We start from the raw sequence: 25768 nt of genomic DNA on the forward strand, positions 1-25768 counted from the left end.
GCTTAATAACGCGGCAAGCATAACACACTCATCTTCCGGTTAAATCTGTGGAAAACAGCGGCTTGATACAGTTTTGATACATCTTGGTAGTTGACCGACAAACTCTGCCATTCAGTGCTGTTTATACTGACTGCGGGAATGAATACAGCAATCTATGAACTCAAGCTTCAGCACCATGAATCTTATAAAGATCAGTCTCATCGTATTAGCAAGCCTTTCATTCATACCGGAGGCCTTTGCCAGAGGCAGCGGTCAGGAAAGGGGGCAGGGAAACAGTGTGATTGTCGATGTTCAAACCGTTCAGGCACAGACCTGGCAGGAAGAACTGACGGCACTGGGCAGCGTTTACGCCAGAAACCAGATTACCCTGACCAGCCAGGTAGCGGGCTCAATCAATAAAATCAATTTCACTGATAGCCAGGCTGTCCCGGCTGGTTACCCCCTGATTGAAATAGACAACCGGTTTCAGCAGGCTAAATTACATGAGGCTAAAGCCAGGCTTTTGGACGATCAGCGTCGCTTACATGAGATGCAGCTGCTGGCCGCTAAAAAAGCCGTTTCTCTCTCTGAACTTCAGGCTCAGGAAGCGCTGGTTGAACAATCCAGTGCATTGGTTGACGCAGCCGTAACCACTCTGTCTTTTTATACACTGGAAGCACCTTTTGACGGTATTTTAGGTTTAAGTGACCTCAGTCCCGGACAATACGTGAAAGCAGGTGACAGCCTGGTCACTTTGACAAACCTGAAGCATCTGTATGTTGACCTGAATTTTCCTGATAAGTACCTCAGCCAGATCAAGACCGGTATGACCGTGGACCTTCAGTTTGAAGCCTGGCCAGACCTTCACTTTTCAGCAACGATTTCAAGCCTTGATTCTGTCATCAACATTGAAAGCCGTAACTTTAAAGTCCGTTCCGAACTGGACAACCCGGAAGGCTTGCTGCGTCCTGGCCTGCTGGCACAGGCTACTCTGCCATTAACCCCGGACAGTGTGATCACCATACCCACCAGCAGCGTTTTTTACCGGGGTTCTCAGGCTTTCGTTTACCTTGTCATTGACAGCAAAGCGGTGGAGCGAGCCGTCACTACTCTGCAGATTGTGGGTGACAAAACCTATATCCGTTCAGGGCTGACAGCAGGTGACGAGATCATTACGGCAGGTATCAATAAAGTCAGTAATGGCATGATCGTGACGCCTTCCTCTGTTACGAACAACAAACATCGACAGTTTGCCCAACAATCTACCCAACAATTTACCCAACAATTTACCCGGCAATTTACCCGGGAAGGTGCTGCATCCATCCAGAACAGTGAGGTTCTGACTCAATGATATTATCGGATCTTGCCATTAAGCGACCCGTTGTCGCCTGTGTGATTAATCTGCTGTTGATTGTTTTTGGCGTACTGGCTTTTAACAACCTGCCCCTGCGTGAATACCCTGATGTTTCTACGCCCATTGTTTCCGTCAGTGCAAACTATGAAGGCGCATCCGCTGACATTATGGAGTCCAGGGTTGCCAAGGTGATTGAAGACCAGCTGTCCGGTATCCGTGGTGTCCGGTCAATTGACTCCCGCAGCTCCGATGGTCGTACCCGAATCAGCATTGAATTTGAAAATGGCCGGGACATTGAAGCGGCTGCTAACGATGTGCGTGATGCGGTCTCCAGAGCTAAACGACGGTTGCCAGAGAGCATGGACGACCCGACGGTATCAAAAAGTGATTCCGACGGGGATGGCGTTATCAGCTACACGGTGTCATCAGACCGGATGTCGCCAGTCGACCTGAGCGATTACATCAACCGCAAACTGCTCGACCCTCTGAGCCTGATTGATGGTGTCAGCTCTGTTGAGACATGGGGTTATAACAAGCTGGCGTTACTGGTCAAACTGGACCCGGTGGCCATGGCCAGTCGCAATGTGACAGTGGCCGATGTTGAAAAAGCGCTACGGGCAGAAAATCTGGAAGCGGCGGCAGGCAGCCTGACCGACCCTGCCCGAAGTTACACCCTGCGTTTGCAGCGCAGCTATCAGACCGTTGCCGACTACCAGAATCTGGTTATTCGTAAAAACAGCGATGGCTCCATGCTTTATCTGTCCGATATTGCCAAAGTAGAAACCGGCTCTGAAGATGAAGATCAGATATTTCGCTTAAATAATCGCAGCATGGTGATGCTGGAGTTCCTGAAACAGTCCGATGCCAACACGCTGGACGTTGTTGAAACCGTTAAGAAAGAAGTCGAGCAACTGAAGCCGTTTCTGCCAAAGGGGATGGAAATGGCTCCACTGTCTGATAGCTCTGTCTTTATTAAAAGTGCCATCAGCGAAGTGTATACGACACTGGGCATCACTTCGGTGCTGGTTATTCTGGTTATCTACATTTTCCTAGGTAACGCCAGAGCCACCCTCATACCAGCCGTTAGTGTGCCTGTCTCCCTGATTGCCACGTTTGCCGTACTGCTGTTGTTTGGTTACTCCATCAACCTGATAACATTGCTGGCACTGGTTTTGTCCGTTGGCCTGCTGGTTGATGACTCGATTGTGGTACTGGAAAACATCCATCGCCGTATAGAAAACGGGGAACCTCTCATTGTTGCCGCTTACCGTGGCACCCGTGAAGTGGGTATGGCGGTGGTCGCCACCACCCTGGTACTGGTTGCGGTGTTTCTGCCCATTACCCTGTTGACCGGCAGTGCGGGCATGCTGTTCAAGGAATACGCGGTCACCCTGGCTGCCAGTGTACTGTTTTCCAGTATCGTTGCCCTGACCATGGGGCCGGTACTGGGCAGCCGTGTACTAAAGCTGAATGTGCAGCAGGGGCCTTTCACCCATTTTGTTGAAAAGCAGTTTGCTCATCTGGAAAACGTCTATCGTCGGGTATTGCACTTTACCCTGAGGCACAACTGGATTGCGGTTCTGACCGTTGTTTTAAGTCTTGGCTTTATGGGCTATACCTACCAGCAACTGCCGCAGTCGTTTGTTTCCCGGGAGGATCAGGGACGGTTGTATGTCATTTTGAGCGCTGCTGAAGGCACCAGTTATCAGGCCCTTGAGCCTTTGGTTGATGAAATCGAACAACGCATGAAGCCTCTCACCCAGCCAGACGGCCCGGTCCAGTCCATGGGGATACGGGCTCCGGGCAGGAGTCAGAACCAGATGTTTCTGATCATCGACCTGAAGCACTGGGACGAAAGGGATGTCACCGTATTTGAGGTGGCTAATCAGATACGGCGCCTGTTACGGCCCATCGCCCAGCTGAGGGTTTCGCCAATCGTGCCTTCCAGTTTTGGCACCCGCGCACGCCAGCCGGTTCAGGTGGTTATCGGCGGTGGTTCCTATGACGTTGTGCAGCAATGGGTTGAGCGGCTGAAAGAAAAAGCCGGAGAAAATCCGGGCCTGCGGGAGCTGGATACCGATTACAACGAAACCACCCCCCGCATGAATGTCACCATCAACCAGGCTTACGCCCATGAGCTTGGGATTCCGGTCTCCGATGTTTCAGGTGCCCTGGAAACCGTACTGGCTGGCAGAAATATCACCACTTTTATTCAGAACGGTGAAGAGTACGACGTCAACGTTCGGGCACCAAAGGATGACTTCAATTCCATAGCCGACCTCGCCCGTATTCATCTCCGTTCAGCCAGTGGTGAACTGGTGCGGCTCGACACCCTGATTGACGTCACCATCGAAGGGCAACCCCGACAACTCAGCCACTACAACCGGCGCAAGAGTATTACGCTGTCTGCTGAACTGGTGGGGGATTATTCTCTGGGCGAAGCGCTGGCTTATATCGAACAGCTGGTGATTGATGAGCTGCCCGACGAAGCCACTATCGACTACAAAGGTGAGTCCCTGGAATACAAGCGTTCCAGCAGTTCCCTGACCATGACGTTTATTCTGGCCCTGGTGGTCGTTTATCTGGTGCTGGCGGCACAGTTTGAGAGTTTCGTGCATCCAGCAGTGATCATGATGACGGTACCCCTGGCACTCACCGGAGCCATGGGGGGGATGCTGTGGGCAGGTCTGTCACTGGACATCTATACCCAGATTTCGCTGATCATGCTGATCGGGCTTGCCACGAAAAACGGTATTCTGATTGTCGAGTTCATTAACCAGCTGCGTGACCGAAAGGTCGCTTTTGAAGAGGCGATTATTCAGGGCTCTGTTGCCCGCCTGCGCCCGATTCTGATGACGGCTATCACCACGCTGGCTGGCTCAGTCCCACTGATACTGGCCAGTGGCGCAGGTTATGAGTCCCGCTCAGCAATTGGCATTGTGATTTTCAGTGGCGTTCTGGTCGCCACCTTTATGACCCTGTTTGTTGCACCGGGGCTGTATCGTCTGGTCGCAGCCAGAACCGGTTCACCCAAGGCTATGGAGCATAAACTGAAAGCGGCTCTGGAAAACTGTCCTGCCCATTAATTTTGACTTTACGTAACCGGACGCACCGGGACAGCCATTACAATACAAGGCCGAGCGTGTTGTGGCTGTTCCGGCATCCGGGAGCGTAAAACTGCCCTGCCTTCTTATCAGTCACAGCCTGTCTGTCAGAGTGTATTTACAGCACCCGAAATAAAAAAATCGTCCACGACATTGACCATATATTGAGTAGGTCATAGGCTTCAAGCGGGGAAGCTTAGCGATCATTTGCAGTATTAGGTGGAGAAAATATTCGTTCCTGCACGATCCGTGAATCAACGTTCAAAATAGCACTCATTCCACGCACCTAACTTTAGTCAGAGCGAGTGTACCTATTATGCCTTTATTCAAAAACTGGCGAAAAAAAGCGCCGCAGCCTGAACCAAACTGTGAACGTATAGCGGGTGCGCATGGTGATATTTTATTACATTCTTGTGGGACTGCTTTTAACTTAATTATTGTTGCCTGTGCACGCTACTTCCATGAAAACCACAACTTCACGCAGGAAACATCGAAAACAATTAAAATACCAAACTGGACGACACTGTTTTTTTATAGCCCCATGCACGTCAGGATAGCTACTAATATTTACAGATTCATGACAGGCATGTACAAACCTGTTGATGTGTATGGACCAGGTCAGTCTACCCACCAATATATTTTATTTTCTTTTTTTGATTCTGATTTCGAGCCACTAAACCAGCTTTGCCGGGCAGCAATGTTTTTTTCCAGTAACACTCAAAAGCAAAACAAGAACGCTGATCCTGATCCATTTGAATTATACGATATAGCTTATGTGGTAGGGGGGGACATATATAGCCTTTCAGACTTCTTAAATGAACTGTATTCACAGGGTAAAATTTACCAGAAGATTCATTGCATACTTGATCGCATCAGCTTTGGAGTCGATAAGTATACGGTACCTTTATACGATTTAGGGCGTACACCCATTACTATTGTCGAGGAGGGTCTGGGTCAGTGGCAGATACTTCCTTAGCTGACTCGTATCACTGGAAGATGCCCCGCAACAGCCTGTATCTCAGAGTGTATTTACAGCACCCGGGATCAGAAATATTGCTCACTACCCTCCCCGTCAGCCAAAGGCTATAACGTGCCGCTTTTGGACAGATAGCAAACAGCCGTGAGCGCAAAAGTGGCCACAGATTTTACTGACGAGTCAAAATATTTAGCAGGGCAGTCAAGATCATACTTTGATCATAACCCACCAGGTACCCTGATGGAGAAAATGGAGATGATAATCTTCGAGAACTGATAAGAGTAAACGCAAGGGGCCTTCGTTAGGATAGCTAGTAACAAAAAGACCCTGATCAGGCTCGAGTAATTCCCATTCCGTACTGGATTGGCAGCGCATGCCTAAGGCATGGTTTTTTTGCATTTCATCCTGACCAATAAGGCATAGCAGGCAACAATGGCTGCCTGGTTCTTCATTGACCAACCATTCAAATGCATTACCAAGTACATCATGATCATGCAATAAGCCGCCTTTTGTACCGCTTACTACCAGATTCTGGGCGATCATAAACTTCCTTAAGGAATTCACTGCATACACATCTATACCTATGCTGGGTATGCTTCTAAAAGGGCTAACATCGATGTTGGGTCTGATTATGCGAGTAGGCCGGGTGTCTGCAATCATGGCTCCATAGCAGTTCGACGCAATCTTCTTGGCAGCCGAAAAGCCTGAACCTGTGGCAATTGCTGTTTTTAGCCAGTAGGCGACCATTGCCAGATATACCCTGCCTTTCCAGTCACACATGGGTGTTACACGGTTTGTCCCCATCATGCTGGCTCCATCAATCCATCTGAAACTTCTCCAAGTCTCGCGGTCTTCTATTTTGTATAACCTATGAGCCAGGTGCATGTTCTGTCCAACTTTCTTCATACTGATGGATAGCAAGCATAATAGTTCAAGAAGCCAGCATTGATAGAGTCTTTAAGATCAATTGATAGGGCGAAAGTCTCATATTGACAGCCTTTTCCTGGCTTTCAGCTCAAAGAAGGGGGGTAAGCTCCCAACCCACATCAGAAATATTGCTCACTACCCACCCCGTCAGCCAAAGGCTATAATGTGCCACTTTTGAACAGATAGTAGACAGCCGTGAGCGCAGAGACAGCCATGAGCACCAAAAAGCTATACATCAAGACCCACGGTTGCCAGATGAACGAGTACGACTCTGCCCGTATGGCAGACCTGCTCGGAGAAACCCATACTCTGGAACTGACCGACAACCCGGAAGAAGCCGACGTACTGCTGGTCAACACCTGCTCCGTCCGTGAAAAGGCGCAGGAAAAACTGTTCCACCAGCTCGGCCGCTGGAAACACCTGAAAGAAAAAAAACCCGATCTGGTGATTGGCGTTGGCGGTTGTGTTGCCAGTCAGGAAGGCGAAGAAATCCGCAAGCGTGCACACTACGTTGACGTGGTGTTTGGTCCACAGACCCTGCATCGCCTGCCGGAAATGATTGACGCCACCAAGCAGGACCATATCCCGGTTGTAGATGTCACTTTCCCTGAAATCGAGAAGTTTGACCGCCTGCCCGAACCAAGCGTTGATGGGCCAACCGCCTTTGTATCCATCATGGAAGGCTGCAGCAAATACTGCACCTACTGCATTGTGCCATACACCCGGGGGCCGGAAGTCAGCCGCCCAATGGATGACGTACTGGCGGAATGTGTCGGTCTGGCAGAGAAAGGGGTTCGTGAAATCAACCTGCTGGGTCAGAACGTTAACGCTTATCGCGGTGAAAAGTACGATGGTTCTATTTGTGATCTGGCAGAGCTGATCACCATCGTTGCCGCCATCGACGGCATCGACCGCATCCGTTTTACCACGTCTCACCCGCTGGAGTTCTCCGACAGCCTGATTGACGTTTATGGTGAAGTACCGGAACTGGTCAGTCACCTGCACCTGCCGGTTCAGAGCGGTTCCAACCGTATCCTGAAGCTGATGGAGCGTGAACACGAAACCAGCATCTATCTGGACAAGGTTCGCCGGATTCGCGAGCATCGCCCGAACATGAGCATGTCGTCCGACTTTATTGTTGGCTTCCCCGGTGAAACCGATGAAGACTTCCAGGACACTATGGATCTGATTGCCGAAGTGGGCTTCGACGCCTCCTTCAGCTTTATCTACAGCAAGCGTCCGGGTACTCCGGCGTCAGATATGCCAGACGACGTAACAGCAGAAACCAAAAAGCAGCGTCTGCATATTCTGCAGGATCGTCTGAACCAGCAAACCATGCAGATCAGCCGCCGGATGGTGGGTTCTACCCAGAAAATTCTGGTAACCGGTTACTCCAAAAAAGATCCGGGTGAGCTGATGGGACGTACCGAGTGCAACCGCATTGTTAACTTCAGGTTTGACGATCCACGCCTGATCGGGCATTTTGCCAACGTTGAAGTGACCGATGCCTTTGCCCACTCCATGCGTGGCAGGATTATCAGCTCCGAGCTGGACTGATACACAAATCCAAATGGTTTGATACGCAGGTTGGGGCGAACGAAGTGACTCCCAACCTACGCCAAATTAATGCTGACTGTTCGCAGCTACCTCAGCTCCTCACTAAAATCTGTATAAAAATCCTGTAAAATAGAGTCAATATCCCGGTTATGATCTACCCAACCTTCAGACTGCGGTATATGCTTACCCCTAATAATCGCAGTAAGAGCTGAATCCCCGACTTGAACGCCAAAACCCGAAACACTTCCAATACTCTGGCAGAAAGCCACTGTCAGTTTATCCTTGAGCCCGATGACAGCCAGCGCTTTGCTGAGCTGTGTGGTCAGTTCAACCAGAATCTGAAACAGATCGAACAACGCCTTCACGTTAAAGTTCGCAACCGTGGTAACAAGTTTTCCGTGTCAGGTCGTGCAGACTCGATCAAGGCAGCTCAGGAAATTCTCAAGCGGCTGTACAGGGAAACCGGCAAAGAACATCCGCTGACACCAGAAACTGTACACCTGTTCCTGCAGGAGTCTGCCGTTGAATACATTGCGGCACCTGAAGGCAATGACGACGTTGTTTCCCTGCGTACCCGAAAAGGGCTGATTACGCCCCGGGGGCCTAACCAGCAGAACTACGTTAAATCCATTCTTGAACACGACATCAACTTTGGCATTGGCCCTGCGGGAACCGGTAAAACCTACCTTGCCGTTGCAGCAGCGGTTCAGGCGCTTGAAGATGAGCAGATCCGTCGCATCCTGCTGGTTCGTCCTGCGGTAGAAGCGGGCGAGAAACTGGGTTTCCTGCCCGGTGACCTGTCCCAGAAAATCGACCCTTATCTGCGTCCCCTTTACGACGCCCTGTATGAAATGCTGGGATTTGAGCGGGTCGACAAACTGATCGAAAAGAATGTGATTGAAGTCGCTCCCCTGGCCTACATGCGCGGTCGAACCCTGAATAACTCGTTCATTATTCTTGATGAATCCCAGAACACCACATCAGAACAGATGAAGATGTTCCTTACCCGTATCGGCTTCGGCTCAACCGCTGTCATTACCGGTGACGTCACCCAGGTTGATCTGCCACGCGGTACCCGCTCAGGTCTGCTCAGTGCCATTGATGTTCTGAAAGACGTAGACGGCATGGGTTTTACCTGGTTCTCTTCCAAAGATGTGGTACGTCATCCTCTGGTTCAGCGCATTGTTCAGGCTTACGACGCATTCGACCAGAAGCAGGAACAGGAACAAAAAAAGCGCCGTGAAGAACGCAAGACTCTGCACGAACAGCGCCAGCAGCAGGTGCAGCCACAAACTGAGGCACAAACTGAGGCAAGTATCTCATCATGAGCGCCAGCGTGTTTATTGATATCCAGATTGCCAGTGACAGTCAGTTGCTGCCCTGCGAACAGGACTTCCAGCACTGGGCAGAAGCTGCCGTCGGTTCACACCGGGACAAAGCGGAAATCAGCCTGCGTATCGTGGATACCGAAGAAGGGGCAGAACTGAATCAGCAGTGGCGACAGAAACAGGGCCCCACTAACGTGCTGTCATTCCCGTCTGAACTGCCAGCCGAACTGGAGCTGCCCTTGCTGGGCGACCTGGTGGTCTGCGCCCCGGTGGTTGAACAAGAAGCCGGTGAACAGAACAAAAGCCTGCAGGCACACTGGGCGCACATGATTGTGCATGGCACACTGCATCTGCTGGGCTATGACCATATAGACGACAGTGAAGCGGAAGCAATGGAAGCCCTGGAGACTGAGATAGTTAAAAGTCTTGGTTTCCCTGACCCTTACGCAGAAACCGTTTAACGGACGGCACTCTGTCGGGGTATAGTTGCTACACGATAGCTGCTACACGACAGATGCCAGACAGAAGCGGAGATATTCTCCGTTTCTGCCCATAAAGATTTCTGACCATGAAGATGGCACAACTGCTTTTTAAACAGGCACACTTAAAGAAAAGGTAATGAACGACGAAACCCCAACGGGCGAAGAACCCTCACCATCGTGGATGGACAAACTGTCTGGCATTTTTAGTCAGGACCCGAAAAACAGAAGTGAATTGCTGTCAATCCTGAACGAAGCAGGCAGCAGGGGCATCATAGACACCGAAGCCCTGAGCATTATTGAAGGGGCTGTTCAGGTGGCCGACATGCAGGTACGGGAAATCATGATTCCCCGCTCCCAGATGGTCTGCGTGGAAGAAGACCAGGAACCCCGGGATTTCCTGCCCAAGATTATCGAATCAGCCCACTCCCGCTTCCCGGTGATCGGGGACACCAAGGATGAAATCATTGGCATTCTTCTGGCAAAAGATCTGCTGCCACTGATCCTGCAACATAATCGCTTCAACATTAAAGACCATCTTCGCCCTGCCACATTTATACCAGAAAGCAAGCGTCTCAACGTTCTTCTGAAAGAGTTCCGGACGAATCGCAACCATATGGCGATTGTGATTGATGAGTTTGGTGGCGTCGCCGGGCTGGTGACCATTGAAGACGTTCTGGAACAGATTGTCGGCGACATTGAAGATGAACACGATGTCGAGGAAGACAGCTTTATCAAGCCCGTCGAAGAAACTGCCAATACCTTTATCGTTAAGGCGCTGACCCCTATCGAAGACTTTAATGAGCATTTCAATGCCAAATTCAGCGGCGAAGAGTTCGATACCATCGGCGGGATTGTTATGCAGGAGTTTGGACACATGCCCAAGCGTAACGAATACGTGGAAATTTCCGGTTTTCGGTTTGATGTGCTTAACTCCGACGGTCGCCGTATTCGATTATTGCGGGTGACAGACTCCCACGACTAACTCTCGCGACTGACTTTCGCGACTGACAGGCCGATGATATTGAAGAATAAACTGCCCGGACACCTGATGGCAGCGCTTGCTGGTGCCCTCTTCACATTTGCTTTCAGCCCTTATGATTACTGGCCGGTGCTACTGCTGGCCAGTGGCTGTATTTTTTTTCTTACCCAGAAGGAAGCACTGCGCCCTGCCTTGATTCGCGGATCACTGTTCGGCGTCGGGCTGTTCGGAGCTGGCACTTCATGGGTTTATGTCAGCATCCATCAGTTCGGTTCAGCACCCGCTCCCTTTGCCATCCTGCTGACCCTGCTGTTCACTCTGTTCCTGACCAGCATCTTTATCACCCCTCTGTTTTTTGCTTATGTGAAACTCAGGGATCGCTATAACGTTGTAAAAACCTGGCAGCGGGCGCTGTTGTTTGCCGGTGTCTGGGTTCTGTTTGAATGGATCAGAACCTGGTTCCTTACCGGCTTCCCCTGGCTGTTACAGGGTTATGCCCTTCTGGACACACCATTCCAGAGCTGGGCGCCTGTGGTCGGAGTTTACGGCCTGAGCCTGTTACTGATAACAACGGCCTGCCTGCTGACCTCTGTTCTTATCGATAAATGTCGTCTTTCTGCCGGACAGGTGATTACCCTGATGACCGTCGCCACAGCCTGGCTGATCAGCCTTCCACTGAACCAGGTAACATGGACCACCAAAACCGGTGAGCTGAGCTTCAGTGCCATTCAGGGCAATATTCCCCAGAGCCTGAAATGGGAGCCGGGCTATCTGGAAAATACCATCAGAACCTATTTCAAACTGACCGAAAAGGAGTGGGGACGAGACCTGGTGATATGGCCGGAAAATGCCCTGCCCATTTTCTACAGCAGTGCCCGCTCTGTGATACAGCAGATTGATCGTCAGGCTAACGACAGTGGAAGTGCGTTTATCACCGGTATTCCAATGGATGATAACAGTACCGGCGAACCCCGTTATTACAATGCCATTATTGCCATCGGTACAGGTGATGGACGGTACGATAAACAGAAACTGGTTCCTTTTGGTGAATACGTGCCGCTGGAGTCCATACTGAGAGGGCTGATTGACTTCTTTAACCTGCCCATGAGCGCCTTCTCCCAAGGTGCGGACAATCAAGAATTATTAGAAGTACCGGAAGCCACCATTGCCCCCTATATCTGCTATGAAGTAGTGTACCCGGACTTTGCGGCGGAGCAGGCAAAAGACAGTGGTTTATTAATCACGATCAGCAACGACACCTGGTTTGGCCGCTCCATTGGCCCCTTGCAGCATTACCAGATTGCCCGTATGCGTTCACTGGAAACAGGACGCTATATGATTCGCACCACCAATGATGGCAAGACCGCCCTGATTGATGACCGGGGGCAAACCGTTAAAAGTATTGAACGTTTCAAGGCGGGTATTTTGCGTGGTGACGTTCCGGTTATGAAAGGCGTCACCCCCTTTATGCGCTTTGGCTCATCCCCGGTATTGCTATTAAGCCTGCTGATGATTGTTCTGGTTGCTCACCGAAGCCGTCGCAGGGCATAAACTCTTTTCAGACGGTCTCTTAGCAGGAGCATTTACAATGCTCCTGCTAATCACCTCACCCTTTGGAAAAATCCCCCCAGAGTTATTAACCAGATCAAAAAGATCATTAACGCTATAGACCTTAGTCGCAGTAAAGGTGGTTAATGACATCCTCCCGCAGGAAGAGATGCTATTTTATAGCCAGCCACTTCAAGCCACTACCACAGGGCTATAAGAATGAAGACATACAGGCTGTCGATATCACTTGTCATCTTTTCGCTGTTTATCTGCTCCCTGACGATTCGGCCTGCGAACGGACAGGGCGACGACTACGAATTGCAGCCCCGTAACACCGATAAACCTGACGGACAGCCTGCGGAGCAAGATAAAGAGGTTAAGCAGAACAACGGAGCCAGAAATCGTAATTTGTACTGGCTTACTTTTTCTGTCCCCCATAATGATTCCGGTACAGGAATCTCAGAAAGAGACGTCAGTTTTCTTGTAGAGTTATCAGGCCCTGAGCGAGTGATTACGCGGCAAGATAGGGTTCCGCGACACCCTGCCAGCCTTTCAGCCCAAGGGCGCAGAATAATCACAGACCCTGCAAATCAACCATGCTGTTCCCATGACATAGTCCAGGAAACGCCCCACCAACCTGTAAGCACTGCGTTAGTTACCTGTGATCCCACCACAAGAGGTGTGCAGAACCCTGTTGTACAGACTTATTCAGGGTATACCTTAAACGAAGCCCCTGAAAGCGAACACCACCCCGACCCAATACCCATGAGCCGGGAGTCCATCGATACATTTATCATGGTTGCCCGATCATTAAGGGGGCATGTACACCGGCTGATCGACCAGAGAAACTGCCTTCAGGATTTACTTCAACTAGCTTGCACCATTGGCAATTGTCGAAGACGTCATCATACCAGCATTATATGCACCTGCGGTTGTGGAGGGTGCGGTGGATTAGTATCTTCTCAGGTAATAGCAGGTGAATGTGCTGTATCAACGGCTGTGCAAGCCTCAGCCGCGACTGCATGTGCTTTATGTTGTAGCCTGCTAACTTGTTTGACAGCCGCCTGTTACTTCAAGTACAAATATTTTCAACCGTCTGAACTCACTATCTCCATCAGACACGAACTGCCACCTCATGGAGAACTGCCGGAAACAGGCATCAGTGAGGATGTGCAGGAAGGCCTCAGGAGAATAATCTCCAGTTTTGACAGGATCGGCTCATCGCCTGCTTTGATTTCACTTAACTCAACCGCTCAAAACGATAGAGTCATAGTAACAGACCTTACTATTGAGATAAGAGCACCATTTCGATTTTACAGTTCAGAGACTGAATTTCTGAACTATTACGGGCTAACAGACATCATGAATATTCCGAACATTTTGATAGGTTACAGCTATATTGGTTTGGGCGTAAGCGGTTGGTGAGCCCCATCTACCCCTATTTCATAGATGAGGCAGTAATGAATAATATTGACGGACGCAAAATCTCGGATCAGGTCAGAGAACAAATACGATATGAAAGGCGTCACCCCCTTTATGCGCTTTGGCTCATCCCCGGTATTGCTATTAAGCCTGCTGATGATTGTTCTGGTTGCTCACCGGGGCCGTTGCAGGGCATAACTCTTTAAAGTATTTCAACCCATTCTGAAATATCCGGAAATATTCGTTCACCGTCCTTTAAATTGCCGGATTTAAAGTCAGTGCTAGTCTTTGGTCTTCGGTAAAACAAACACTGGAAATAGAATGAATTTATACACCGATATTTTTCTGGTTTTTAATCGCTGGTTGCTGCTGGTCACTCTGCCAGGGTTACTGTTCGTAATTTCTCAAAACGCCTTTTCCCATCGTATTGCTTGCCCCATCTGTTGTTTATCAAGTGAACTTACAGATGAGAATATAAATTCCCGTACCTGCGCATGTCCGCATTGCACTTACGTTATTTTCGGAGAAGAATTTCGAATTATTTATATTGCCGATTCACGGGATCAGAATTTACCGCCCATACAGCCAGCGGTTTCCGGATTAACAGCGTCGGTGGGAGAGCTTTCATTAGAAAGACCAGCTGCCTTGGCTACACCAGCGCATATAGGCAATAATCTGGATTTCTCCACAGAGCTTGCCAACATTTTAAGACCCGAAGGTACCACCAACCGTAATCTGGTTTTTTCCCCCACCGCCACAGCCTCACTCTTAACCTTGCTGACCGTTTCAGCGCATTTGCAGGAAAACCATGATGTCGCCAGACAAACCAACAGAGTCAGAAATTCTGACCGCCTACTTGCCTCCGGAGGTCGGCAAGGTTCAGGGTATCGTGATGCATCGTGGTTTCTTGCAAGAAATGGTGCGACATTTTCAGACATCCTTAAAGATCCGCAATTCAACCCGGATTCACAAACATCCTATCTGCTCCCTGGTGGCCTGAATCATCCTGATAGTGTTAATGGGCAAATCAATCAATTCTTACAGGAGGGTTTTCCTGATAATGACCGTCCTGGCAATCTCTCACCACGGCTGATGTTTTCACCTACTGCCCAACTGGTCGCAATGACCGTTGCCACCTTCAACCATAACTGGAGAGATGTGTTTACGCGTGACACGATGAGCTTCACAACCCTCTCCGGACAGACTCTTCAGATTTCAGCTATGACATCTGCTGAGCCCGTCCGTGTGAACTATGCTCAGGACTCGTCTGGCTGGGAAGTTATAATTCTCCCCTATCTCAACGAGGGCGACCGGATGATTATTCTGATTCCCCCCAACAGGGCAACACCCACTCCTCCCTCTGACCTCGATTCAGCGAGGATAAGGCAACTGGTCAACTCTGCCAGCAGTACTTATATTCGTTTGACCATGCCCGCCTTTTTAGTGAGTGGCACTCATGAGTTGCATACTGTGCTTCAAGGCACATCTTTATCCTGGATGGTCTCCCCTGAGAGCTTTAGCCCGAACCTTACCTCTCCGGCAATCAATGTCTCAAATATAGAGTCCAGACAAATAATTGTATTTGAATCCGATGAAATAGGCTCAAGGGCCGTAGCAATGACAGAAACCGGAATCGACGAAGCTTATATTGCTACGAACCATAATATAATAGTGAATCGCCCTTTTACTGCACTGGTCGTTAACTCTGAGGGAATGGTGTGCTTTCATATTGAAATTAATAACCCCGATGAATAGAGGGCTTTACACCACCATGAGTACATCAGCCAACTCAAACGATGTCAGAATCGAAACAGACAGCCTGGGAGAAGTCGCTGTACCCACTAATGCGTTATATGGTGCGCAAACCCAGCGGGCAGTGAATAACTTTCCGGTCAGTGGACAACCCCTGCCCGAAGCGTTTATCACCGCCATTGCCCACATCAAAAAAGCCGCTGCGTCTGCAAACCTGTCGCTGGGTTTGCTCTCAAACGACAAGGCAGAGTCCATCACCAAAGCGGCGAACCAGATCATTGCAGCCGAGTACCCTGGTTCTTTTTACAGCCAGTTCCCCATTGATGTGTACCAGACTGGTTCCGGCACCAGCACCAATATGAACGTCAATGAAGTCATCAGCCACCTTGCCAGACACAACGGTACAGCGCCTGTCAGCCCAAACGACGATGTGAACCTTGGTCAGAGCAGCAATGATCTGATTCCCTCAGCCATTCATGTAGCTTCTGCCCTGCTTGTGGAGCACCAGCTTCTGCCTGCGGTTTCACACCTGATCAGAACCCTTGAAGGGCGAATCAATGACATCGGTTCGATTGTCAAAACCGGACGCACTCACACCATGGACGCCATGCCGGTCACCTTTGCCCAGGAAATGGGGGGCTGGCAAGCGTTACTTCAGCAGGACCAGGAGCGTTTGAAAGCCACGCAGAAACGTCTGTTACAACTGACGTTGGGTGGAACAGCGGTCGGTTCCGGCACCAATACTCACCCCCACTATTCACAGACGGTCTGCGATGCCCTGGAACAAGACACCGGGTTACGGTTCACACCCGCCCCGAATTTTTTTGCAGCCCAGAGTGTTCCTGCTACCGCTCTGGAACTGTCTGCAGGCCTGCGGGGATTAGCGGTCAGCCTGATGAAGATTGCCAATGACCTGCGCTGGATGAACAGTGGCCCGCTGGCAGGAATGGGGGAAATTGAACTGCCTGCACTGCAACCGGGTTCCAGTATTATGCCCGGCAAGATCAATCCGGTGATTTCAGAGTCCGTCACCATGGTGGCAGCCCAGATAATCGGGCTGGATACCGCAGTGACTATTGCCGCCCAGTCCGGCCACTTTGAACTGAATGTCATGTTGCCACTGGTGGCGAATAACCTTGTGCAATCCATTACGCTTGCCAGTAATGCCAGCTCAATTCTGGCTGACAAGGCCATCAAGGGGTTCAGGGTACGGGAAGCGAACATTAACAAATCCCTTGACCGTAACCCGGTTCTGGTGACCGCCCTTAATCCGATTATTGGTTATATGAAAGCAGCGGAAATTGCCAAACAGGCTTACCGGGAACAACGCTCTATTCTGGACGTTGCGAAAGAGAAAACCGACCTTTCAGAAGAGGAGCTGAGGAAGATTCTTAACCCTGCCCAGCTCACTAAAGGGGGCATTAGCAAACATTGACATCCTCCCCGCCCTGAAGGACGGGGATTCCTGTTAGTCACCTAACAGGTTCCTGTTTCACAGTTCGTTGCTCAGGGAACAGCTTGGTTATCGCATAAAAGTTCCACAGTGGGAACTTTTACGGTGACGAGCCAACCCATGTTCCCCAAGTCTCACACGAACTCCGCAGGCTTAACATTCCTCTAGCCCAGAGGTAGGTCTGCAAGAGACAAGAAGAAAATAGTGCATAGGCTTACTCTACGCAAGCCCCACTTACATCCCCGCACTAAAAGTACGGGGTTTTACGTGGATTCGATAAAACGCTTGTTCAAAATGATGGCTCAGTTATCGATATGAAGCCGGTCACTGAGCCAGTACCAGATCAGCCCCAGATATTCGTGCAGAGCCAGTTCACTACTTCTCAGGTTGCGTGTCTGAGGCAGCCAGTATCGGAGTTTTTTCCATGGAACCTCTGACCATGTGAACAGGGTCGGTGCAGGAATGACCTCAAAGCCCATCTTCTGATAGCTTAAAACGGACCGGGGCATGTGCCAGCTGTGAGTCACCAGAATAATGCGAAGGTTTTCCTTCCCCAGATCCCTGCTCAGCATGTCATAGCTGTAAAGAGCATTCTGCCAGGTGGTGAGGCTTTGCTTTTCCTGCCAGCGAACGTTGATGCCATAATCTTTGCGCAATATTTCCGCCATGGTTTCAGCCTCTGAACGTTCGCCACCCCCACTGGCCAGCAAAGGCACACCACACTGACGATGCACCGTTGCGCCATAACGAATGCGCTCCAGAGACAGGGCGGTTGGTTGAAAGCCCTCGTACTCCGGTGTTGAGCGGGGGTATCCGCCTCCCAGAATCACAATGGCATCAGCCTCCTGACAGGACGACTTGGTATCAAGGGCTTCATACCACTCAAGCCCCTTACTGAGAACGGTTGCAACCGGCGTTGTTGACAACCCATAGAAAACCAGCAATGCCAGCCAGGGTAACCATCCCAGTGTTGTTTTAAAGATCAATCCCACGGCAACCATCCATATCAGCAAAACCGGTGGCAGCAGGCTTTGCTTTAAAAACCATCGCATTACAGGTTTCATAAAAGACCAGAATTTGTTTATTAAAATAGATTAATCAATGTATTCTTTTTTTTAAATGCCTGATTCCAAATAACAAGATGCCCGCCCCCATGCTGAAAAATTGTTTTGACGTGTTTATCCGCTTTCTGACTCTGGGCTGCTATGCCTTTGGAGGACCGACGGCACACATAGGTTATTTCCACCGGGAGTTTGTTGAAAAACGACAGTGGTTAAGTGAACAGGAATACGCTGATACCGTTGCCCTGTGCCAGATGCTGCCGGGACCTGCGAGCAGTCAGGTGGGTATCAGCATTGGCTTTGACCGCGCAGGTTTGCCGGGTGCGTTGGCGGCTTTTACAGGCTTCACGCTGCCTTCAGCCATTCTTATGGTCTTGCTGGCAATGGGTTACAGTGAAGTGTCTGGGCTTTCCTCCGCCATGGGAATTTTGCACGGTGTCAAACTGTTTGCGGTGGCTGTGGTCGCTGATGCGCTGATTAAAATGGGGAAGTCTCTCTGTCCTGACCGCCCACGGGTGACGATGGCGATCATCACCGCCGCTCTGATGTTAATGATGCCCGGTGTCACCATGCAGATGACAGTGATTATCGCTGGCGCGATAGCCGGTTATGTTATTTACAACCAGAATACCGACACAAACCTACTGCCTGAAGTTAAGGGACGTAAGCGTATAGCCTTTGCTGCAGCCGCTTTGTTTGTAGCAGGCATTCTTGTAGTTCCGGTTATCGCCGCACAGTCTGATAACGCAGCATTACAGTTGTTTGACAGTTTCTACCGCTCTGGCGCTCTGGTGTTTGGCGGTGGTCACGTGGTTTTGCCCATGCTTCAGGCTGAACTGGTACACGACGCCGGAGTCACAGCTGACGCGTTTCTGGTGGGGTACAGTGCTGCCCAGGCCGTGCCGGGGCCAATGTTTACTCTGGCACCTTTTCTGGGTGGTGTTTTTGGTGGCAGCTTTAACCTGAGTTACGCTCTGGTTGCCCTGGTGGCCATGTTCGCACCGTCCTTTTTGTTGCTGGCTGCCGCCTGGCCATTCTGGAACCGCCTGAAGGCGATGCCAACACTGCGTTCTGCCATCAATGGTATCAATGCCGTGGTCACGGGTTTGCTACTCGCCGCGTTGTACGACCCGGTTATTACATTGGCTATTAAAGGGGCGGAAGATGTCGCGCTGGCGTTGCTGGCCTACCTGCTGCTGGCTGTCTGGAAGTTGCCGGTTGCTCTGATGGTACTGCTGTACGCAGGCATTGGATTCGCTCTGTTTTGATGGGGTGGGTTCGGAGTGCAGCCGATGGCTGCTACTCCGGTTGGGGGGTTGGGGGGTTGGGGGTTAGTCAAACAGGCGATTAAAGCCACCCTTAAGGCGGTTCTTAATAGCGCCAGCCTGCTCTGTTCCTTTGTATTGCAGATCTTCTTTCTGTTTTTGCGCTTCAAGTCTGGCTCGCTCCAGTTTTGAACCAGCGACTTCTTTACGCAAATCATAAAGTCCCTGCTTAGCCTGATGCTTTGTATCTCTGCCAAGCTTGGTAAGGCTCTTCCATTGTTTACAGAGAAAATCACCCAGGGGTTTGAACGACTCTGTCAATCCCTCAAGTAAATTGCTCAGGGCATTCATCAAGCCAAACTTTTGCTCAACATTGCGACCTGTCCGGGTCTGCCCGCTAGATGTCGTGTTCCTGTTATGAGCCGGTAAGCGGGTCTGCCGGGTTGTAGTGTTAACAGGTGATCCGATTCCTTCAAACATAAACTGTACCTCCTTGTTCAGTGGATGAAGAAGTTTCCTTCACTTTTAAGCCTAGTTCTGAATGGTTCAATTTACTGCTGAAAAAGTTAGCAGCTCTAACAGACTGGTTATCATTAGTCAGGTATTGTGGCAAACTCTGCCAACTGACCGTTGCGATGGAACTTAAACGGTTTGGTTATTTTTCAACCAGAGTTTTCTCGTTACCGGTGAGAGGGGCGGTAGCGTAATTGATGAACGGGAAATGCTGGTCAGTCGGTTTTCCAAGTGTTACATGCTATTAAATAACAAGAGTTCAAAATGCAATTAATTGAGCCAAATGAAAATTTAAAAAATGAATTTTCTATTTTTATAACTGATATCAGAAATAACGATCCTGATCGATATTTCATGTATACAGATGCTGAAATCGATTTATCAAAATATATTAACTCACTGTCAGAACAGAAAAAGGGCAACAACCTTCCTCAAGGTTATTCACCATGCAGTCATTTCTGGTTGATAGACAACAATGATAATATTTTAGGTGCATTAAGGGTACGCCATAACATTAATAGTAAATATCTTGCAGAAGAACTTGGTCACATCGGCTACGATATAGCACCAAAATATAGGAAAAATGGTTTTGGTACTTTAATGCTTCAATTGGGTCTTTTAGAAGCAAGGAAATTAAACATAAAAGAAATTCTTATCACGGCTGATGAAAATAACGTTGCGTCAAGAAAAGTTATTGAAAAAAATGGTGGTGAATACGAATCAACCAGGTTTGGGAAAACCTCAGGTATAAATATTGCCCGCTATTGGTCACGAGCATGAATTGACATCCACGAAAGCATTACCGATCTGCCCTGCAAGAAGCCGCATTAGGGATAAGGGTTAAGCAAACCCAGACTTGATACTGCTCCGTTCAGCTCTGTTACCTCCGGTAGCAATCATATGAAATTATCTGGAAGGAAAGTTCCGAGTCGATATCTTGACCAATCAATCTGGCGGTCAGGATCATTCTTTGCAAATCTAACCTTACATCTCTCAGGGTATAAAGAAGTATCGAACCAACAGTACTGTACAGAGACCATATGGGAAGCACGAATCTTCTGGCACTATGGGGTTCTGGATAAATTTCAAGCTTTATTATAAACGGATTATTATCTATTTGGACGTTGTAAATCATTATATCATCACCAACCAGTAATGTAGGGAAAAGAGATAGTGATATGTATAAAGTGGCTTTTTGTATAAAGCTCATGCGCCTGTAACCCACAGAGAAACAGTATATCTTAGATGATGGAATAGGCACCGTAAAAAAAAGAAATGTCATATTTCTGTCGTATAAATGTCGTCACCGACAGACAGACTTTTATGCGACGATGCTCTCCAGCCGTAGAAGGAATATTTATGATTGTCAGGAAACTAAGGCTTGAACGTGGCTGGTCGCAGGAACAGCTATCAGAACTCAGTGGATTGAGTATCCGAACCGTTCAACGTATCGAACGGGGACAAAAGGCCAGCCTTGAGTCATTGAAATCTTTAGCTGCGGTTTTTCAGATTGACCTGTCAGAACTGTCCGGGGAAAATGAGATGAGCACTGAAACAAAGTTATCAACAGAAGAGCAGCAAGTAATAGAGCATGTTCGTGATATCAAGGCATTTTACTCCCATGCCACTTCTTATGCTTTGATCGTCGGTGCTCTTTTTATTCTGAATTTTTTCGTATCGCCTGATTACTTATGGGCTAAGTGGGTCGCATTGGGTTGGGGAGTTGGTGTTGTCTCTCATGGTCTCAGCGTTTTTGAAGTCTTTAACCTTTTTGGGCCGAACTGGGAACGGAAACAGATAGAGAAAAGACTCGGTAAAAACTCGAAAAACGACAAATGACAAATATATTCCACTCGTTCACTTAGTCGTCAATGGCTCTTACCAGTTTCCAGACTTCTGATGATGAAGCCTGGAAACTGGTAAGAGCTTTTTATTGATCACAACTGACTGATGAGCTATTCAGCTTCAGCTCGCTTTGCAGAAACAGCCGGATTCAGGCGGGCAAATAAAATACCTATTTCAAACAACAGCCACATCGGCCCCGCCAGCAGTGTCTGGGAAATGACATCCGGTGGTGTTAGCAACATCCCCAGAACAAAACACCCGACAATGACATAGGGGCGTTTCTTTGCCAGAGAATCAATATCCGATACGCCAGACCAGATCAACAGCACCGTCGCAACCGGAATTTCAAAAGCCAGGCCAAAAGCAAAAAACAGCTTCAAAATAAAATTCAGATAACTGTTAATGTCAGTCATCACCGTCACGCTTTCAGGGCCAATACTGGTAAAGAAACCAAATACCAGTGGGAAAACCACAAAATAAGCGAACGCCATTCCGCCGTAAAACAACAGGACACTGGCGATCAGCAGCGGTACCGCCAGACGCTTTTCATGTTGATACAGCCCCGGTGAAATAAATGCCCAGACCTGGTGCAGAATGTAGGGGACAGCGATAAACAGAGACAATACCAGTGTCAGCTTGAAGGGAGCCAGAAAAGGCGATGCGACATCGGTCGCAATCATGCTGGCACCTTCAGGCAGATAGACCCGCAACGGCTGTGATATGAACTCGTAAATATCGCTGGAAAAGTAAAACAGTCCGGCAAACACAATCAATATAACCACTGTGCTGCGAATAATACGGGTTCTCAGCTCCAGCAGATGCTGGATCAGTGGCTGCTCCCTGTCGCCGGTACTTGCACTGGAAGTCATGGTTTGCCTCCTGACTGACTCTTAACCGACGAGCCTTCCTTGCTATCAAGCAGCTCCTTCTTATCAAGCTGCTCCTTCTTATCAAGCTGCTCCTTGCTATCAAGCTGCTGACTGAGAGAACGATCAAGTTCTTTCTGCAACTGGGACGACATATTATTCATACTCTCCCCTGCCTCAGAAGCCTGCTGTTTTACACCCTGCAATTGTCGTTCAATATCCTTGAAATGCAAATCCTGTTTGATTTCTTCAATATTAAGCTCGCTTTCCATGGTTTCCCGAACATTACGCGCAGTCTGCCTGAAGTGATGCAGCCAGCGGACAGCGGTACGTATTACCTGGGGAAGCCTCTCAGGCCCAAGAACCACCAGCCCCAGAAGAGCAATGACCAATATTTCGGCAAAGCCAATATCAAACACCGGGCATTACCTCAGGATTTATCGTGTGGGATTTCCTTACCGGAAGCCTGGCCTTCATTCTTTTCATCGGCGGTAGCGTCCTTAAATCCTTTAACCGCACTACCCAGATCACTGCCCAGTGTCTTTAGCTTTTTGGTACCGAACAACATCACGACAATCAACAGAATAATCACCAGCTGCCAGATACTGATTCCACCCAGACCCATAACACTCTCCTGAAAAATTACGAACTCAACGAAGCATACTCGACAGTACAACGACAGAACAATCAGTAGTCTCAGCTAGTCATTAAGAACAATACAAATAGTGGATAGTAGATTCTTAACCATCCACAGCTAAAAACAACAGGAATCAATACAACCCCACCATAATGCAATAGGTTTGTTGATCCAGATCAACCCACGGATGCGAAGTCCTTACAAAGAGATTGTACCATTTCACTTATTGCACTTTTTTGTTCGGTTTTGTGCAAAGCTTTTCTAAACTTTGATGCAAGGCAACATACCAGATAGCCAGTCTGGCACAATCAACAGTATGATGAGTTCACTGACGTGGTGCGAAAGTGGCTAATATAAAAGATGTCGCAAAACTGGCGGGAGTCTCCATATCTACTGTTTCCCGCGTTGTAAACAATACGGCAGGTGTTGCACGGAGCAAAAAAGAGGCTGTAGTGCGAGCCATGTCTGAGCTTGACTACAAACCGAACAGCTTTGCCAAGGCTCTGGTCAGCAATAAATCCGATACTCTGGGCCTGGTGGTCGGCGATCTGGGTGATCCTTTCTTCAGCCTGCTTATGCGCGGTGTTGAAAAGGTTGCCAGTCACTATAACAAACAGCTGTTAGTCAGCTCAGGCCACCACGATCCGGAAAGGGAAAAAGAAGCTATCCTCTCTTTGATTGACCGCCGATGTGATGCCATTGTCGTTCATTCCAAAGCGCTCTCTGACTATAAGGTGATGGAACTGCTTGAGTCTCAAACCAGCTCGGTCATTATCAATCGAAGAATGCAGGGATTTGAGGAACGTTGCATCTATCTCGACAACCGTAGAGCCGGAGAGATGGCGACCCGCTATCTGCTTGAACACGGACATCGGCATATTGCATTTATCGCCCGCTCTTCAGAAAACAAACACCTTGAACTCGAAGATACCCGTGACCGCTATCAGGGCTATCAGGATGCCTTGCTGGCTCACAGCATATTCCCGGACGCTGGATTGCTCAGTAAAAACCAGCCTGACGAAAAGGGAGGCTATGACGCCACCATTGAGCTGCTGAACCGTAAGGTTGAATTTACCGCTATCTTTGCTTACAACGACGCGATGGCGGCTGGTTGCATGATGGCATTAAGGGAACGCAAAGTTCAGGTGCCAAACGACGTATCAGTGATGGGGGTTGATGACGTACTGCTGGCACACTTCCTTAACCCTGGCCTGACCACTGTCCGCTATCCCATTGAAGCGATGGGCACAGCGGCTGCGTCTCTGGCTCTGGCACTCGCTGGCGAACATGAGCCTGAGCAACCAAAACTGGTCAGGGAGTTTATGCCTGAGATTAAAATCAGGGAATCGGTACGCTGCCTGAAGTAAATCCCTGACGGCACTTATCGAAACTAGCGGAAAACCCCGTACTTTTAGTGCGGGGATGGATAGCGAGCAGTCTGGAAGACTGCTTATAGAAGATACTTGAAGATTTTACATTTTTTGATATAAACTTGTAAGCATGAATAAACGAGCTTTCAAATACAGATTTTACCCAACGCCTGAGCAGGAAACCTTGCTTGCTCAGACGTTTGGCTGTATTCGGTTCGTTTACAACCATATCCTTCGCTGGCGTACTGATGAGTACTACAACAATGGTTGTAGTATTAATTACAATGCCGCCTCGAAGCAGCTTACAGAGCTGAAAAAGAACCCTGAGTACCAGTGGTTGAAAGATGTTTCTTCTGTACCTGTTCAGCAAGCACTACGACACCAGCAAACCGCCTTCAAAAACTTCTGGGAAGGTCGGGCGAAATACCCCACTTTCAAAAAGAGACACGCAAAGCAGAGTGCTACTTTTGCCGCTTCTGCTTTCAAGTACAAAGAAGGTCAGCTATTCATAGCTAAAAGCAAAGAGCCTTTGAATATCCGCTGGAGCAGAGAGCTATCGTCAGAGCCTACCAGCATAACCATCAGCAAAGACAGAGCTGGACGCTACTTTGTATCCATGCTGTGCGAGTTTGAAGCTAAACCAATGCCTATTTCTAACAAGACAGTGGGCATTGATTTAGGCTTAAATGATCTGTTCGTCACTTCAGACGGCCAAAAATCCGGTAATCCAAGACACACCAAGCGCTACGAGCAAAAGCTCGCCTACCTTCAGCGTAAGCTGGTGAAAAAGCAGAAAAGCAGTAACAACCGAGCTAAAGCAAAGCTCAAGGTTGCCCGCCTTCATGCGAAAATAGCTGATTGCCGGATGGATGCTACTCATAAAGCATCCCGCAAACTAATTAACGAGAACCAAGTTGTTTGTGTAGAGTCCCTGAATGTGAAAGGCATGATCAAAAATCCAAAACTGGCAAAGCATATAGCTGATGCAAACTGGGGTGAATTTGTACGGCAGTTGCAGTACAAAGCCGAGTGGGCAGAAAGGATTGTTGTTCAGATAGACCGATTCTTTCCCAGCTCCAGGCGTTGCTCCAGTTGCGGATTCATCCATGAAAGTTTGCCGTTGTCTATCCGTGAATGGAAATGCCCGAAGTGCAATACCCTTCACGACAGGGATATTAATGCGGCAATCAATATCAAAACCGCCGGGCTGGCGGGGTTGGCCTGTGGAGCGACTGGAACGGGGGTTGCAGCCTAGCTGCAATCTAGAGAAGGCGTGTCGAAGCAGGAAGCCTGTTTGGTGACGAACAGGAATCCCCGTCCTTCAGGGCGGGGAGGATGTCAATGAGGTAT

The 25768-nt window shown here is 49.1% G+C and carries 22 protein-coding genes; 15 read left to right on the forward strand and 7 right to left on the reverse strand.

Annotation, left to right across the window (positions count from 1 at the left end):
* Positions 1 to 175 precede the first annotated feature (175 nt).
* The 3 genes from NX722_RS26200 to NX722_RS26210 all read left to right on the forward strand — a co-directional run bounded on the left by NX722_RS26200 (position 176) and on the right by NX722_RS26210 (position 5413).
* Positions 176 to 1330 carry an efflux RND transporter periplasmic adaptor subunit gene (locus NX722_RS26200; protein ID WP_262565776.1) on the forward strand — a complete coding sequence of 385 codons (1155 nt, stop codon included), beginning with the start codon at positions 176 to 178 and terminating at the stop codon, positions 1328 to 1330.
* A complete protein-coding gene (locus NX722_RS26205) occupies positions 1327 to 4419 on the forward strand; it encodes an efflux RND transporter permease subunit (RefSeq protein WP_262565777.1) in 3093 nt (1030 codons plus the stop codon). Before NX722_RS26200 ends, NX722_RS26205 begins: the two co-directional genes overlap by 4 nt.
* A gap of 334 nt (positions 4420 to 4753) precedes the next feature.
* The gene (locus NX722_RS26210; protein ID WP_262565778.1) at positions 4754 to 5413 is read left to right on the forward strand and encodes a putative adhesin; all 660 of its coding nucleotides are present in this window, start codon (positions 4754 to 4756) and stop codon (positions 5411 to 5413) included.
* Positions 5414 to 5620: 207 nt separating this feature from the next.
* Here NX722_RS26210 and NX722_RS26215 read toward each other — a convergent pair whose 3' ends face one another.
* Entirely contained in the window at positions 5621 to 6220 is a 600-nt protein-coding gene (locus NX722_RS26215; RefSeq protein WP_262565779.1) for a hypothetical protein, read from the reverse strand.
* Positions 6221 to 6553: 333 nt separating this feature from the next.
* Here NX722_RS26215 and miaB point away from each other — a divergent pair, with 333 nt between their 5' ends.
* The 5 genes from miaB (at position 6554) to lnt (ending at position 12237) form a co-directional block, all read left to right on the forward strand.
* Positions 6554 to 7897 carry a tRNA (N6-isopentenyl adenosine(37)-C2)-methylthiotransferase MiaB gene (gene miaB / locus NX722_RS26220; RefSeq protein WP_262565780.1) on the forward strand — a complete coding sequence of 448 codons (1344 nt, stop codon included), beginning with the start codon at positions 6554 to 6556 and terminating at the stop codon, positions 7895 to 7897.
* Positions 7898 to 8118: 221 nt separating this feature from the next.
* Positions 8119 to 9225 (forward strand): PhoH family protein, encoded by a 1107-nt coding sequence (locus NX722_RS26225; protein WP_262565781.1) that lies wholly within the window; start codon positions 8119 to 8121, stop codon positions 9223 to 9225.
* Positions 9222 to 9686: an rRNA maturation RNase YbeY gene (gene ybeY / locus NX722_RS26230; protein ID WP_262565782.1), complete on the forward strand. Its 465-nt coding sequence runs from the start codon at positions 9222 to 9224 to the stop codon at positions 9684 to 9686. The genes NX722_RS26225 and ybeY overlap by 4 nt, the downstream gene beginning before the upstream one ends.
* 157 nt (positions 9687 to 9843) lie before the next feature.
* On the forward strand, positions 9844 to 10689 hold the full coding sequence (locus NX722_RS26235; protein ID WP_262565783.1) for an HlyC/CorC family transporter: 846 nt from the start codon (positions 9844 to 9846) through the stop codon (positions 10687 to 10689).
* 39 nt (positions 10690 to 10728) lie between these two features.
* Positions 10729 to 12237: an apolipoprotein N-acyltransferase gene (gene lnt / locus NX722_RS26240; RefSeq protein ID WP_262565784.1), complete on the forward strand. Its 1509-nt coding sequence runs from the start codon at positions 10729 to 10731 to the stop codon at positions 12235 to 12237.
* Between the two features lie 240 nt (positions 12238 to 12477).
* Here the strand turns inward: lnt and NX722_RS26245 are convergent, their stop codons facing one another.
* A complete protein-coding gene (locus tag NX722_RS26245; RefSeq protein WP_262565785.1) occupies positions 12478 to 12672 on the reverse strand; it encodes a hypothetical protein in 195 nt (64 codons plus the stop codon).
* Between the two features lie 1272 nt (positions 12673 to 13944).
* On the opposite strand from NX722_RS26245, the gene NX722_RS26250 reads away from it, so the two are divergent.
* The gene (locus tag NX722_RS26250; RefSeq protein WP_262565786.1) at positions 13945 to 15411 is read left to right on the forward strand and encodes a serpin family protein; all 1467 of its coding nucleotides are present in this window, start codon (positions 13945 to 13947) and stop codon (positions 15409 to 15411) included.
* Between the two features lie 16 nt (positions 15412 to 15427).
* Entirely contained in the window at positions 15428 to 16843 is a 1416-nt protein-coding gene (locus NX722_RS26255) for a class II fumarate hydratase (RefSeq protein ID WP_262568728.1), read from the forward strand.
* Positions 16844 to 17163: 320 nt separating this feature from the next.
* Here the strand turns inward: NX722_RS26255 and NX722_RS26260 are convergent, their stop codons facing one another.
* Positions 17164 to 17913, reverse strand: a complete 750-nt coding sequence (locus tag NX722_RS26260) for a YdcF family protein (RefSeq protein ID WP_262565787.1) — start codon at positions 17911 to 17913, stop codon at positions 17164 to 17166.
* A 101-nt stretch (positions 17914 to 18014) separates the two neighbouring features.
* On the opposite strand from NX722_RS26260, the gene chrA reads away from it, so the two are divergent.
* Positions 18015 to 19190 (forward strand): chromate efflux transporter, encoded by a 1176-nt coding sequence (gene chrA / locus NX722_RS26265; RefSeq protein ID WP_262565788.1) that lies wholly within the window; start codon positions 18015 to 18017, stop codon positions 19188 to 19190.
* 63 nt (positions 19191 to 19253) lie between these two features.
* Here the strand turns inward: chrA and NX722_RS26270 are convergent, their stop codons facing one another.
* Positions 19254 to 19667: a hypothetical protein gene (locus tag NX722_RS26270; protein WP_262565789.1), complete on the reverse strand. Its 414-nt coding sequence runs from the start codon at positions 19665 to 19667 to the stop codon at positions 19254 to 19256.
* A 297-nt stretch (positions 19668 to 19964) separates the two neighbouring features.
* On the opposite strand from NX722_RS26270, the gene NX722_RS26275 reads away from it, so the two are divergent.
* Positions 19965 to 20480, forward strand: coding sequence for a GNAT family N-acetyltransferase (locus NX722_RS26275; protein ID WP_262565790.1), 516 nt, complete (start codon positions 19965 to 19967; stop codon positions 20478 to 20480).
* Positions 20481 to 21059: 579 nt separating this feature from the next.
* Positions 21060 to 21539 (forward strand): 2TM domain-containing protein, encoded by a 480-nt coding sequence (locus NX722_RS26280; protein ID WP_262565791.1) that lies wholly within the window; start codon positions 21060 to 21062, stop codon positions 21537 to 21539.
* 116 nt (positions 21540 to 21655) lie between these two features.
* Here the strand turns inward: NX722_RS26280 and tatC are convergent, their stop codons facing one another.
* From tatC to NX722_RS26295, 3 genes are read right to left on the reverse strand one after another with little or no spacing between them, the layout of a single operon-like run.
* Positions 21656 to 22414: a twin-arginine translocase subunit TatC gene (gene tatC / locus NX722_RS26285; RefSeq protein WP_262565792.1), complete on the reverse strand. Its 759-nt coding sequence runs from the start codon at positions 22412 to 22414 to the stop codon at positions 21656 to 21658.
* Positions 22411 to 22830, reverse strand: coding sequence for a Sec-independent protein translocase protein TatB (gene tatB, locus NX722_RS26290; protein ID WP_262565793.1), 420 nt, complete (start codon positions 22828 to 22830; stop codon positions 22411 to 22413). The genes tatC and tatB overlap by 4 nt, the downstream gene beginning before the upstream one ends.
* Positions 22831 to 22841: 11 nt before the next feature.
* Entirely contained in the window at positions 22842 to 23036 is a 195-nt protein-coding gene (locus NX722_RS26295) for a Sec-independent protein translocase subunit TatA (protein ID WP_407648045.1), read from the reverse strand.
* Positions 23037 to 23392: 356 nt separating this feature from the next.
* On the opposite strand from NX722_RS26295, the gene NX722_RS26300 reads away from it, so the two are divergent.
* Entirely contained in the window at positions 23393 to 24415 is a 1023-nt protein-coding gene (locus NX722_RS26300; protein WP_262565794.1) for a LacI family DNA-binding transcriptional regulator, read from the forward strand.
* 133 nt (positions 24416 to 24548) lie between these two features.
* Entirely contained in the window at positions 24549 to 25673 is a 1125-nt protein-coding gene (locus NX722_RS26305) for an RNA-guided endonuclease InsQ/TnpB family protein (protein WP_262565795.1), read from the forward strand.
* Positions 25674 to 25768 lie beyond the last annotated feature (95 nt).

The sequence above is a fragment of the Endozoicomonas gorgoniicola genome (genome assembly GCF_025562715.2).
Classification (GTDB): Bacteria; Pseudomonadota; Gammaproteobacteria; order Pseudomonadales; family Endozoicomonadaceae; genus Endozoicomonas_A; species Endozoicomonas_A gorgoniicola.